10 protein-coding genes are annotated in these 12750 nt (G+C 53.1%); 5 read left to right on the top strand and 5 right to left on the bottom strand.

Annotated features, from left to right (window positions below):
• Positions 1 to 179: 179 nt before the first annotated feature.
• Complete coding sequence (locus tag KOR42_RS10025) at positions 180 to 1379, top strand: formylglycine-generating enzyme family protein (protein ID WP_146509323.1); 1200 nt, start codon at positions 180 to 182, stop codon at positions 1377 to 1379.
• Between the two features lie 138 nt (positions 1380 to 1517).
• Here the strand turns inward: KOR42_RS10025 and KOR42_RS10020 are convergent, their stop codons facing one another.
• Together KOR42_RS10020 and hflX are read right to left on the bottom strand one after the other, a co-directional pair.
• Positions 1518 to 2402, bottom strand: coding sequence for an RAD55 family ATPase (locus tag KOR42_RS10020; RefSeq protein ID WP_146509322.1), 885 nt, complete (start codon positions 2400 to 2402; stop codon positions 1518 to 1520).
• Positions 2403 to 2649: 247 nt separating this feature from the next.
• Entirely contained in the window at positions 2650 to 3978 is a 1329-nt protein-coding gene (gene hflX / locus KOR42_RS10015; protein ID WP_146509320.1) for a GTPase HflX, read from the bottom strand.
• A 177-nt stretch (positions 3979 to 4155) separates the two neighbouring features.
• Here hflX and KOR42_RS10010 point away from each other — a divergent pair, with 177 nt between their 5' ends.
• Positions 4156 to 5424, top strand: a complete 1269-nt coding sequence (locus tag KOR42_RS10010) for a YkgJ family cysteine cluster protein (RefSeq protein ID WP_146509318.1) — start codon at positions 4156 to 4158, stop codon at positions 5422 to 5424.
• Positions 5425 to 5463: 39 nt separating this feature from the next.
• Here KOR42_RS10010 and KOR42_RS10005 read toward each other — a convergent pair whose 3' ends face one another.
• Positions 5464 to 5931, bottom strand: a complete 468-nt coding sequence (locus KOR42_RS10005; RefSeq protein WP_146509316.1) for an ATP-dependent zinc protease family protein — start codon at positions 5929 to 5931, stop codon at positions 5464 to 5466.
• A 405-nt stretch (positions 5932 to 6336) separates the two neighbouring features.
• On the opposite strand from KOR42_RS10005, the gene KOR42_RS10000 reads away from it, so the two are divergent.
• Positions 6337 to 7104: an NYN domain-containing protein gene (locus KOR42_RS10000; RefSeq protein WP_146509314.1), complete on the top strand. Its 768-nt coding sequence runs from the start codon at positions 6337 to 6339 to the stop codon at positions 7102 to 7104.
• 286 nt (positions 7105 to 7390) lie between these two features.
• On the top strand, positions 7391 to 8104 hold the full coding sequence (locus KOR42_RS09995) for a Bax inhibitor-1/YccA family protein (protein WP_146509313.1): 714 nt from the start codon (positions 7391 to 7393) through the stop codon (positions 8102 to 8104).
• A 111-nt stretch (positions 8105 to 8215) separates the two neighbouring features.
• Here KOR42_RS09995 and KOR42_RS09990 read toward each other — a convergent pair whose 3' ends face one another.
• Together KOR42_RS09990 and KOR42_RS09985 are read right to left on the bottom strand one after the other, a co-directional pair.
• Positions 8216 to 9355, bottom strand: coding sequence for a type III polyketide synthase (locus tag KOR42_RS09990; protein ID WP_197441026.1), 1140 nt, complete (start codon positions 9353 to 9355; stop codon positions 8216 to 8218).
• A gap of 444 nt (positions 9356 to 9799) precedes the next feature.
• Positions 9800 to 11062 (bottom strand): outer membrane protein assembly factor BamB family protein, encoded by a 1263-nt coding sequence (locus KOR42_RS09985; RefSeq protein WP_146509309.1) that lies wholly within the window; start codon positions 11060 to 11062, stop codon positions 9800 to 9802.
• A 238-nt stretch (positions 11063 to 11300) separates the two neighbouring features.
• Here KOR42_RS09985 and KOR42_RS09980 point away from each other — a divergent pair, with 238 nt between their 5' ends.
• Positions 11301 to 12734: a sulfatase family protein gene (locus tag KOR42_RS09980; protein ID WP_146509307.1), complete on the top strand. Its 1434-nt coding sequence runs from the start codon at positions 11301 to 11303 to the stop codon at positions 12732 to 12734.
• The last annotated feature ends 16 nt before the right edge of the window (positions 12735 to 12750 follow it).

Raw genomic sequence — 12750 nt, 5'->3', positions numbered from 1 at the left:
GAATGAAAAGTTAACAAAGGGAAGAGAGCTTCGGCTTTCTTCCCTTTTCTTGTTAACATCGATTGAACATCGCCGCATGGAGAACGATGATAAAGCACTTTTCGTGTCGGTTTTCATCGACTCGTTCGACGAATGATCGAGTTCTCGCCAGTTGGCAATCCGAGGTTAGTCTCATCAAAATGCGCTGGACGATTTTCTTTTTGTCGCTTGGGCTGATCTTTTCCGGGTGCGGTTCCGAGGAACCCGTACCACCACCGGCTCCCAAAACGCCGACTTCTGCTCCTCCAAGCCCTCCTCCCAAAGCGGCCGCTCCCACGCGTGCAGCAACTCCTGCGAGACCTGCGCCAGCGAAGAACACTCCTGCGAAAGGTCCGAAGGTCAATGATTCGGAACCGATTACGCACAACCATTTCGTTTATCAGGCAGCTCCGGTTCGGTTCAATATTTCCGAGTCATCAGAAGCTTCGCAGAAGAATCAGTTCTCAGTCATTCGGCCAAAGTACGACGGTCGCCGGATGATTGTTCAGGTGCCGGAAGAAGAGGCCACTTTCAATCCTCGGTTAACGCCGCAGATGACTTTGCCCAAGGGATTCTTGTGGCTTCCGGACTTTGGTTTGAACGCACAGGGCCTTCCCCAGCGACTCATCTGTGAAGCTGATGGTTCGGAGATGCAGTTGATTGAGAGTGGCGTGTTTGTTCAAGGAACGGACCGTCCCGAGACAGACGCATCCCCTCAAGTCAACGTTTACGTCTCTCCGTTTTATATTGATGTGACGGAAACGACCGTCGCACAGTACGAGCGGTTTCTGGAGGCGGAACCCTCTGCTGCGAAGCCGATTCTTCCAGTTGGAATTGATGAGAAGAACGCAGCGGACTATCCAGCTCTCGGCCTGCCCTTCAGAGATGTTTTGGATTACGCCAAGTGGGCTGGGAAAGACCTTCCGACAGAATCTGAGTGGGAGCGGGCGGCACGTGGCCCGAATGGATTTGTGTATCCCTGGGGAAATACCGATCCTCCGCGAGTCGATGGCGACTTGTCCGAGATCCTTTCTGTGGGATCACGACCGACGGATTTGACTCGTACGGGAATTTACGATCTGTCCGGAAACGCCCGAGAATGGGTCCACGACTGGTATTCGTCGCAAGCGTATCAGGAACTGGTCACAAGATCCGGGACGCCGATGCGTGATCCAGAAGGCCCCAAGCTGGCCGAAATTCTCGGCGAGCGAGTGGTGCGAGGTTCTCGTGACGATTGGGAGTTGTGGATTCGCGGTCACGCGAATATCAAGCGATCAGCGCCCGATGTCGGGTTTCGATGCGTGCTCCGCGTGACCGAAGAGATGCTCCCTGACAATTCCGGGGCAACAGCTTCGCGATAGATCAGTTTCGCGGTCGCTTAGAGCAAGTTGCTCTTTCCAGTGCACTCGCTTGCACTGTTTTGTAAGTTCAAAGGCTGTGCTTGCTCGTGCGAGATCGTGCAAGCAAAATCAGAAAATGCTCCAATCTTTTTCAGCTGGTCAGTCCAGACTCAATTGCAGCCCGGATTCCGTAACGACGAACTCACGAATGCGGTCATCACATGCACTTCCGCGATGCTTGGCGACGTGCAGCGCTCGTTTGATTCGGCCTTCCTCGCGAACTTTGCCCATGAGGATGATGGTGTTCGCATTCGATAGAACATCGCCGCTTTCAATTTGCCGGGTGAGCAAGTCGTCGAGCATGGTTTCGTGCGTTGTGCAGAGCATCATGCACCCGACATCCGAGTGATCGTAAGCATGGGCCAAGACTTCTTGCTCGTGCTGCCGGAAAGCGACGCGGAGATAATCCCGCGCGACCCAGTCCGATTCCTTGCGGAGAATCTGGTGGTAAATGTATTCGAACAGATCGAACTGGAAGGAGTCACTCGCACGATCCGAGGGCTCGATGCCATCGATGACACAACGTCGAACGCCCTGGCAGAAGTTTCCGTAAAAGAAAGCAATCGTTTCGTTCAGCTTCCGATTGAGTTCTGCTTTCCATTCTTTCTTCTGATCGAAGTCCATATCAGACATCGTGACTCGGCGGCCGGCACGCTGGAACAGATGGAGGGCATCCCACCGGGCTACTTCCGGGTTCCAGATGTCGGAGACGGAGACGTCTGTCATTTCCGAAGGACGTTCCCGCAATGTCCAGTCGAACAGTCGCTGGGCGTAATCCGCGTGACTCTGCGTGTCGCCCCGGGAGGTCATATCGTAAATGATGCCCGACTCGCCTTCCTGGTCTTTCCCCGCATGAGCGTATTGGATTCCCAGTTGCGTCTTTCCGATCCCAGTCGCACCGAGCACAACAGTCAGCGTGCCAGGAATGAGTCCCCCTCCCAGCATCTCGTCGAGATCAGGGATTCCAGTTGTCTGCCTCGTCATGCCGTCTTGTCCAGGTCGCTTGGTTGGTGGGTTCACGATCGATGCAGAATCTCAAACCGTGGAAGGTCGGAGATTCATCGGACCGCATATCGTTCGCGCACGATTAGAGCAAGTTGCTCTTTCCTGTGCACTCGCTTGCACTGTTTCACAAGTTAAAAGGCTGTGCTTGCTCGTGCGAGGGAGTGCATACAAAATCAGAAAATGCTCTAAAAGAACGTCGGATGCCCTGCAACCGACTTGATCCTGTTTACCACTCATCCGGCTCGTCGACGAGGGTGAGGGGAGTTCCATCGAGGCTCATAACATCCGCCCCAGCTTGTGTCAGCCCATACGCAAATCGTCGGGGAATTCGACATTGGTAAACGACGCTGCTGTCCTCGTACTCGGTGTTCATCACTTCCGCATGTTCAGAAAGGTAAGCGAAGACCTTTCCGTTCCCTGCTGAGGCAGTCACACGAGCATCGAGAAAGCCATCGGCGATTCGCTCACTGACAGCGTCTTGCAATTTGTCGAATCCAATCTTGTCGCGAGCACTGACCGTGACAGAGTTTGGGAATCGTGCACGAAGAACATCGAGCTTGGCTCGGTCTTCAACAGCATCGACCTTGTTGAGGACAAGAATGGGGTCGTCGCTATCGACTCCGATTTCTTCGAGAACCTGGCTGACGGTCTCAATTTGTTTGACTGCTTCCGGGTGGCTGCTGTCAACGACATGGAGAAGTAAGTCCGCGTGACGGGCTTCTGCGAGCGTCGACTTGAACGATGCCACGAGATGGTGAGGCAGATTTCGAATGAACCCGACGGTATCACTCAACAGGACAGATCCGTAGTTCGGGAGATTCCACTTTCGGGTCCGAGTGTCCAGCGTCGCGAAGAGTTTGTCTGCGATGTAAACATCCGCACCGGTCAGAGCATTCATCAAGGTGCTTTTTCCGGCGTTAGTGTATCCCACCAGCGAGACGGTCATGTGTCGATTTCGACTGGCGACCTGTCGTTCGCGTCGATCGATGACTTCGCTGAGCCGTCGTTTCAGTTCAGAGATTCTTCGATCGAGGAGTCGGCGGTCCGTCTCCAATTGCTTTTCCCCTGGACCCTTACCACTGCCGATTCCGCCGGTGATTCGTTCCAGGTGAGTCCACATGCGTGTCAGACGCGGTCTCAGGTACAGAAGCTGCGCCAGTTCGACCTGAAGTTTGGACTCATGTGATCGTGCGTGCGTTGCGAAGATATCGAGAATGATTTCGCTTCGGTCAACGACTTGAGTCTTTGTGGCTTCTTCGAGATGTTTTCCCTGAGACGGAGACAGGTGAGCGTCGAAGGCGATCAAATCAGCACCGGTTGCACCGATCAATTCCTTAAGTTCAAGAACTTTTCCCTTTCCGATGTACGTGGCGGAATCGGGTTTGTTTCGAACCTGCATCAGTGTTCCGACAACCTCAGAGCCAGCTGTTGTGATCAAGCCTTCCATTTCATCGAAAGCTTTGTCACGATCTTGATCCGACAAGGGATCGATGACGGAAACAATCACACACTTGCGAGCTTCGACTTTGAGCTTGTCGCGTTGTGGTTCTCCCAAGAATTCTTCCTTTCGCTAAACCTGAATCCACGAATGTTCAGCTTGAACATGACGCTGCATTCGATGTCGATGCGTTGACAGACACCGCCTGCAAAATCAGGTTCACCTCTGTTCGATGCAACACGTGTAAGTATATCATCTCACGGAGTTTTCGTCCTTAACCAATCGCTGTGTTTTATGTCCCGGATTGCAATTGAGTTACCGACGCTTCAAAACTGGACGTGCCACAACTGTGGTGGATGTTGCAAGCAGCATGCGATTTTTATCACCGACGAAGAACGCGAGCGGATCGAATCGCAGGGTTGGGATTCCGATCAGATTGGAGCCTCTCAAAAGGACCTGGTGATTGAAGAACGATCACTCACCGGCAAACGCACATTGAGGCTTGCGCAGGAAGCGGACGGGTCGTGTGTCTTTCTGGATGAGAAAGGGCTTTGCCGCATTCATGGGAAATTTGGCGAACCAGCGAAGCCACTGGCATGCCGAATTTATCCCTATGCGTTTCATCCCAAAGGGGACACTGTTGCCGTCAGTTTGCGATTCAGTTGTCCGAGTGTGACGGAAAACCGGGGAACTCCGGTTCGAAGACAGAAGAAGGAAATTCGCGAGATTGCGGAACTCGTTGTTCCTGAAAAGGCGACAAAGTTTCCCGCTCCCGCCGTGATCAAGCGAACAAAACTTCATTGGGATGAGACACTCTCCATCGTCAACGCGATTGATCAGACACTCGCGAATGATGGGGCTTCGGTGGGAGTCAAAGTGCTTCGGGCACTGAGCTGGCTCGATTTGATCGCTCAGACCAATTTTCAAAACATTCGCGGCGAACGGATCGACGAACTGCTCGAAATCCTGACGACAGCAATTGAAGAGGAACTGCAAGAGCTTCCCGAGCTGGAAAATCCTTCGTCGTTGGCAATGAAACAGTTTCGACTACTGGCGGGTCAATACGCGAGGAAAGATACGTTCGCGTCGGCGGATCGTTCATTCAAGGGACGATGGAAACAGCTGCGCGCGGCGTTTCGATTGACGAGTGGGAGCGGGCTGACTCCGGCGTTTGGGAATGAGCTCGGAGAAGTTCCGTTTTCGACACTGGAGAAGAGCTTTGGTCCGCTTCCAGAAGAATCGGAAGAATTGCTGACGCGGTATTTTCGAGTGAAAGTTCAGGGACTCCACTTCTGCGGACCGGCGTTCTACAACATGAGCGTGGTCGAAGGGTTTCAAAGTCTGGCCATTGTTTTGCCGACAACGTTGTGGATTGCCCGCTGGAGAGCTTCGACAAACGGTCGCGATCAAATTTGTCATGAAGACGTTCGCGAAGCGCTGCAAATTGTCGACCATCAGCATGGCTATTCAGAAGCACTTGGAACCTGGGGCGCGCGAAAGCGTGTGTCGACGTTGGCGCAAATGGGGCAGATTCCGAAGCTGATTGCCTGGGCGTTGAAGTAAGCTTCTTCTGAATGAAGCACGAAGTGGCTCGAGACAGGTTCAGTCTTTGCGACGCCGCTGCGGAGCGCGAGTTCGATCGAGAAATGAACGGGCTGAATCGACGAGAAATCGTCCACGCATCGCTCGGCGGCCGATGAGCATTCGAAATCCCATCTGGTCCCGATTCGTGAGCGTCAACTCGATGGGCCAGACTTCGTCGAACATCGAAATCTCGGTCAGAATGACCGGACGTGAGGTTTCGTGCCCGCTTGAACTTCGCACAGACCGGTATTCGATGAGAGGAGCTTCGGCCGAAACGGTGAGTTGGGAATTCCGCTGCCAGGGGTGAACTTGAAATCGGGCAAAGTCTTTGCCTTTGCGACGAAACCGTTCGATGTGAATGGCATGCAGGCTCGAAGTTGTGGCTCCCGTGTCAATTTTGGCTTTGATGGCAGGGATTTCGAGATTGGGGAGCGAAACCCACTCTCTCCATCCGATGATCTTGAGTTCTCGCTTCTTTCGTTTCATTGACTCGTCCGAATTGCCCGGTGAATGGCAATTGATCGCCGAATCTGTGGTCAGATTCGCTACAATCTCAAATTGTGAACAATTTTAGAGCAGGATGCTCAGGTCCGTGTTCTCACTGGCAAGGTTTGACATGGTGATCGATTTGTCTGTGACCGTTCTATCTGCTCGTGAAAACTTGAGATAACCGTATCGAAATGTTCTTGAAGTGATCCTGAAGTCCGCGCGTCGAGTGGTTTCTCGAAAGAGGCTTCGAGTCCTAAACAGTTTCAGGATGAGTTTGATCGTTGAGACGATGAGTGGCGAGGAGTTTCACTCGAAACGCCGTGCTCTCGTTCCCCGATCACTCACTGATTCCACACTGTAGTTGCCTCATCGATTGAGAGGTAGCCTAACCCATCGAAGTCGATGCAAGCTGATGTACTCATTGACGGATACAATCTCCTGCACGCCGCAGGACTCGCCCGAGTTTCCTACGGACCGGGCGATCTTGAGCGGTGTCGGCAACGCCTTTTGCACCGAATTCGTCACGGGCTTGATCGCGAGCAACGTTCACGAACGATTGTAGTGTTCGATGGTCGCGGGTCGGACTTTCGCGATTCCAGTGAATTTCGCTTTCATGGAATGCTTGTCGTCTTTTCGGCGCCTGGCGAGGAAGCAGACGACACGATCGAAGAACAGATTGCGTCTCATTCCGCGCCAAAGCAACTCGTTGTTGTGTCAAGTGATCATCGGCTTCACAAATCCGCACGAGCACGGCGAGCGACCGCGATTGATTCGGAACAGTTTCTGAAAGAGATCGACAGTCGTTCGTCGCACGATCCCGCGCCGAAAGTCGTTGAAAAACCGGAACTTCCGGAAAACGTCGACGTCTGGATGGACGAATTTCGAGACCTCGACATTGATCAGATCGAGAAGGAAGTGGTCCGGGAAACGCGGCAAAAGCGGGATGCTCTCGACGCTCAACGCGCGGATTTGCGGAAAAAGGCTGCAAACTCGGCGAAGTCACAAGCGAAACCAGCGGATTCCAATTCCGCTTCGAAGCGTACTGGGAAGCGAAACGATCGTTCATCGAATCACGATTCTGAGGAGCCCTCCCGTGATTCGGACGACGAAATCTTTGATTTGGATTTCTGGGAATCTCGAATTGAGGAACTGGATCAGGATGGAATCTGACTTAGAATATTTGGTCGTGTGAAGTGAGTCTCTTTTCTGCGACACTCTTGAGAGTTGTTTTGATAAACTGAATGGCTGAGTTTGCTTGCCCGGGTCTGAGATGTTCGTTTCGACAGATCCACAACGAACGATGCGGATGCACTGAATGCGGGTCCTGTCACTTGGTTGGATCGGTTCTGAATCACAAAACCGATCACTTCCCAGTCTCACGTCTCCGTTCAAATGATGCTGCTGAAATGAATGCTGCAGGTATTGCTTTCCAAGCCAGATTTAAACGAGGACGGTTATGAGTTATTCCCCAGATTTCGGTTACGAAGATCACTTTGTTGCTGATGCCCGACAGGAAGAGCGGGTTTCGTTCATTCGGAAGACGTACGCTCACGTCGCCGGAGCAGTTGCACTGTTTATCGCATTGACAGCGATTATGGTGAATACTCCATCGATCGTGGAACCGCTCGCTAATATTGCTTTCGGAAACTGGTGGCTGGTTCTGATCGCTTTCTTCATTGCCAGTACTGCTGCTCATAGAATGGCAGCATCTCCGGCGAATCCAGGGCTTCAATATATGGGGCTGGGATTGTATGCGTTTGCAGAAGCCATTCTCTTCGCCCCGATGATCTGGTTGATCCGTACGCATATGCAGGGCGGGGATCAAATCATCGTTCAGGCTGCTCTGTTCACGCTGATGATTTTCGGTGGTTTGACCGCGTTTGTGATGATCACGAAAACCGACTTCTCGTTCCTGCGAGGAATTCTGTCACTGGCCTTCTGGGCGGTGTTGGCATTGATCGTCGTTCACTTTTTGACCGGCTTCACACTCGGAACGTGGTTCGCGATGGGAATGGTTGTTCTCATGAGCGGATTCATTCTGTGGGAGACCTCAAACGTTCTGCATGTCTATCGGACGGATCAATACGTCGCAGCTTCTCTGGCGATCTTCTCGTCACTGGCAACCCTGTTCTGGTACGTTCTCCAGTTGACTGCCTCCATGGAAGACTGACGAAAGAATCGCTGCCATCAGGATTGGATCAAGCCCTGATGAATTGATGAAACGCAAAGAGCCCGGTGGCAATCACCGGGCTCTTTCTCTTGAGTAGTCTGCACTCTTGGGTTAAGCGACAGCGGGCAAGTCCGTTGTCAGGGCGCCCTCTCCAGCTTGTCGACCAATAAGAGTTGCTTCGATTGTCAGTCCCGGGCCGAAAGCAATGGCGACACAGGGCAGTTCCGCAGCAGCTTTGCGGAGACGATCGAGAACGAACAGGACCGTCGGGGACGACATGTTCCCCACGTCGGCCAAAACGTTCCAGCTGTCACTCAGGTCCGTGTTTGTGATTCCGAGAGATGTTGCCGCTGCTTCGAGAATCTTCGGGCCGCCGGGATGAATCGCCCACGACTTGATGTCCTGGCGAGTGAGTCCAGACTTGGAGAGCCACTGGTCGATCCACTTTCCGAGGCGCTCTTCGATCAAGTTCGGAACCTTTGTCGACAGGCGGATGTCGAGACCCTGATCGCTGAAGCCAACCCGGAGGTTGTCTCGTTCATCGTGAAGCAGATAACCGCCACTGGAATCGATCGTCCAGTCAGAGGTCTTCTGCGAAGTCCCGACGAGCGCAGCTGCTCCATCCGAGAAGATCGCATTCGTCACGAGTTTCTTCGGCATCGGATTGAAGTCGTAGTGGGCACTGCAGATCTCAAGGGAGACCATCAGGACCACTGCATCGGTTTCCGAGCTGGCATAAGCATTGGAAACTCGCAATCCATTCAGTGCTGCCTGACACATCATGAGGCCAACATTGGTGCGATGCACCTGCGGGGAGAGTCCCATGCGTTGAATCAGAGAAGTGTCGAATCCCGGAGCAGAGCCCACGGTGCTTGAAACGGTGACCAGATGAGTGACTTCTTCCGGGGCGATGCCTGCTTCTTCGAGAGCCTGTCGCGCAGCACGTTCTGCCAGTGGACCGGCCGCTTTCTCGACGACTTTCAATCTCTTCGCCGTGCCTGGACCACCGTTGTTGCGGATGATCTCAGCGACACGTCCGGATTCTTCTGACTTGTCGAGAAGGCTGTTGAGAAGCAATTGATCGACGACCACATGACGATGTTGAATCGTCGTTTTGGGGTAAAGACGTTCAAGCGTATCGGTGAGATCCGGATCGTTGTTCACGAGCTGACGTGCGATGTGCAGTGCTTGCTCTTGTGTGACTTTGGTCTCAGGCAACGCAGTTCCCATTCCCAGGATGGACAGTGGCATTTCGACTCCAGAAGTTGGATTCAACGGCGTCAGTGTGCGCGGGATGTCCAACGGTGCAACAAAATCAAGATGCACTCTGTTGACGACACACTGGAGGAGAGCGGTCTGCAATGAGGGGCGATCGTTTCTCGATCGATGCATCTGTGCGACCATGATCTGATCGGCACAGATGACCGCTCCTGCTTCTAATTCGACCGAGAGACGATGTCGCTTGAATGAATGGAATTCGGGATCGGAATCGAATGGCGAGGGAGGAATACGACTGCGCTAATCGATTCGATCTGCGCTCACGGCAAGAACAATCCGTGTGTTCCGCAGAATCGTCGAGAGACAACTTTGCCTGACTGATATCAGCCAGTCTGGATGGGTGTGTTGTCCGCGGAGTAATGCTTCAGCAGTGTTGTTTCAGCAGTGCTGGTTGAAGAACCGGCGGTTTCGCGCGGATCAGTTTTCACTCGTTGAGATACACGCGAGAAACTCCTGACGTTTCCCGTCGACCATCTCGCCGTATCGAATGAATAGCTGATCATGAGAGACAGCTGGAGACGCGAAGCAAATTTCGCCGAGCTGATTCTTTGCCAGCAGCTGAAGTTCGTCGGGAGAAGCGAGAAACACGTAGGTCAGCCCTTCTTCGTTGGTCGCGTAAATCTTATCGTCGATCAGGATCGGCGATGAAGAAAACGTTCCGCCCAGTCTGCCCTTCCAGATCTCGTCGCCGGTCAAAGCATCCCAGCACATGGCGACACCGGCATCGGTCACAGCATAAAGACGGTCGTCCTTGATGAGCATCGACGGGACATACACTCGTGTTCCGTTCTCCCAGACAACCTCGCCGCTGCCATCGGTGCGAACAGCGGAAAGGTGATTCTTCGGGTATCCACCGCTTGCGTAGATGAGTCCGTTCGTCGCAACGGTGGTTGTGACGCACTCTGTCGTGGCGCCTTCAATTTCCCAGTTCACTTCGCCGGTTTGGGGATTCAAGCTGGTGACAAGATCACAGCCCGTCATCAAAAGTTGATCGCTTCCGGATGTTTGATAGACGACAGGAGACGAGTAGTTCGGCTTCTTGGGGCGTTGATGTTTCCACACGATTTCCCCGTTGCTTCGGTTCAGACCCGCAATGGCGCCTCCGGATTTATTGTCCGCCGAGACGATGACGAGATCGCCAAACAGAAACGGTGACGAGCCGTAGCCCTGATGGACGGTATAAGGAGTGATCCGCGTTTGCCAGAGAATTTCTCCGTCGAGCGAAACGGCACTCGTCCAGGCGGCTCCGTCATGCAGAAAGTTGATATAGATTCGTTCGCCGTCACAGGCCGGAGTGGCTGACGCTTGCGTTCCCTTCTCATTGCGAGGAGGTGTTGCATTTCCCGAATGAATGGGAGTGATCCAGCTCTGCTCACCAGTCGATCGATCGTAGCTGACGAGGAATCGAATTTCGGCTTCGTCGTCAGAGGTCGCGAGGACGATCTGATCCCCGACAATGATCGGAGAGCCATGGCCCTTCCCGAGAACTCGAGATGTCCATGCAATGTTTTCGGAATTGCTCCAGTTGACAGGAGGATTTTGTTCGGGATTAGCCTCTCCGGTGTGCAGAGGGCCGCGCCAGTTTGGCCAATCTTCCGCAGTGGGAAACTCCGCAAAGGTCTGTGAGAAACTCGACAACGCGAGGATGAGCACTGCAGGAGCCAGGAATCGGATTGGCATAGGAAACTCTTTTGACAGTGAGTTTTCGTGGAAGTTTTTCGATCTTCAAACGTTGTTCATTCTGGCGCTCCGATCAGTGGAGTTCAATGGAGAGCTTGTCGCTGCGCTGGACGTTTGCGAATTGAATTGACATGATTCGAAGTCCGCTGACGAGTGTGACCTGCGTTGCAAGCGCGTCCCGGATGCGATCGATTCCCTCGGAGTGTTGAGACAAGTTCCAGTTTGAAGTGAAACGTCAATGGCTGATCGTCCCAATATTATCTTCATCATCACCGATCAACAGCGATTCGACACGATCGCTGAGTTGGGGTTTCCGCACATGGAAACTCCTCACCTGGATCGGTTAGTTCGTGAGGGGACGACACTGACAAACTGTCACGTCACTGCGGCAAGTTGCGCTCCCAGCCGGGCATCTCTCTTCACTGGATACTACCCGCACACGACGGGTGTTCTCAAAAACGCCGACCTGTGGCAGCATTCATGGATTGAGTCTCTCAATGAGTCCGGCTATCGATGCGTGAACATCGGGAAGATGCACACGTATCCCTATCACACACCGCTTGGGTTTCACGAACGGTATGTTGTCGAGAACAAGGACCGATATCTCGAAGAACGTTATTACTTCGACGAGTGGGACAAAGCCTTGCGGGCACGCGGACTTGTGAAGCAGCAACGCGAGCAGTACCGAACGCGCGAAGACTATCAGGAAGCACTCGGTGCGTTTCTGTGGGAACTCCCGGAAGATCTTCATTCCGACATGTTCGTGGGAGAGATGGCCAAATGGTGGATTGACTCCTATCCGCAAACGGAGCCGCTCTTCCTTCAGATTGGATTTCCCGGTCCTCATCCTCCGTACGATCCCACTCCGGAATACGCAGAGAAGTATCTGGACAAAGAACTCCCGCTGTTAGAAGTCACTCAGGAAGAACTCGACAATCAGCCTGCGGCATTCAAAGAGCTTCGTCAGCACAACAACGAAATTGATCACGATTCCGTCGTTCTGGATCTGAATCCGACCGAGGAACAACGCCATCGCCAGCGAGCTTACTATCTCGCCAATGTGACGATGATTGATCACAAGGTTGGCGAAATTCTCGAATCGCTTGAGCGAAAAGGATACCTCGAGAATTCGGTCGTCATTTTCACATCCGACCACGGAGACTGTCTGACGGATCACGGTCATTCGCAGAAGTGGACGATGTACGACATCATCACTCGAATGCCGACGATTGTCTGGTCACCCGGACGATTCGAAGCGGGGCGACGCTATGACGGGCTGTGCAGCCAGTTCGACCTCGGGCCAATGATTCTCGAACTTGCTGGAATCACTCCCCCGGAAGACATGGAAGCAGAGTCTCTTCTGCCGGTTCTTGAAGGCAAAGACGCTCCCGAGCGGGAATTCGTGTTCGCGGAACAGGCGAAAGATGGAATTCTGACGGGCACCGAATTCATCACGATGGTCCGGAGCCGTGATTGGAAGCTTGTCCATTTTCTCGGCGAAGACGATGGTCAACTCTTCGACCTGAATGCCGATCCCGACGAAGTTGTTAATCTCTGGAATTCCGACGATCCCGGGCATGTTTCAAAGAAAAGAAAACTGCTCGATGCTCTCCGCGAGTGGAGGATGGAGAGTCAGCTGAAGACGAAAGATCTCTTCGCGCAACATCGGTAGAGCATCTTCGCGGTTT

The sequence above is a fragment of the Thalassoglobus neptunius genome (genome assembly GCF_007859735.1).
GTDB classification, from domain to species: Bacteria; Planctomycetota; Planctomycetia; order Planctomycetales; family Planctomycetaceae; genus Thalassoglobus; species Thalassoglobus neptunius.
Note: the sequence above shows the minus strand (reverse complement) of the source record. Positions and strands in the feature narration are given on the sequence as shown.

What these genes read in the sequence shown, in the direction of transcription:
- KOR42_RS09990 (WP_197441026.1), bottom strand. Translation starts at nt 9,355, where the DNA reads ATGCCACTGTCCATCCTGGGAATGGGAACTGCGTTGCCTGAGACCAAA.
- KOR42_RS10000 (WP_146509314.1), top strand. Translation starts at nt 6,337, where the DNA reads ATGCAAGCTGATGTACTCATTGACGGATACAATCTCCTGCACGCCGCA.
- KOR42_RS10025 (WP_146509323.1), top strand. Translation starts at nt 180, where the DNA reads ATGCGCTGGACGATTTTCTTTTTGTCGCTTGGGCTGATCTTTTCCGGG.
- KOR42_RS10010 (WP_146509318.1), top strand. Translation starts at nt 4,156, where the DNA reads ATGTCCCGGATTGCAATTGAGTTACCGACGCTTCAAAACTGGACGTGC.
- KOR42_RS10005 (WP_146509316.1), bottom strand. Translation starts at nt 5,931, where the DNA reads ATGAAACGAAAGAAGCGAGAACTCAAGATCATCGGATGGAGAGAGTGG.
- KOR42_RS09995 (WP_146509313.1), top strand. Translation starts at nt 7,391, where the DNA reads ATGAGTTATTCCCCAGATTTCGGTTACGAAGATCACTTTGTTGCTGAT.
- KOR42_RS10020 (WP_146509322.1), bottom strand. Translation starts at nt 2,402, where the DNA reads ATGACGAGGCAGACAACTGGAATCCCTGATCTCGACGAGATGCTGGGA.
- KOR42_RS09980 (WP_146509307.1), top strand. Translation starts at nt 11,301, where the DNA reads ATGGCTGATCGTCCCAATATTATCTTCATCATCACCGATCAACAGCGA.
- KOR42_RS09985 (WP_146509309.1), bottom strand. Translation starts at nt 11,062, where the DNA reads ATGCCAATCCGATTCCTGGCTCCTGCAGTGCTCATCCTCGCGTTGTCG.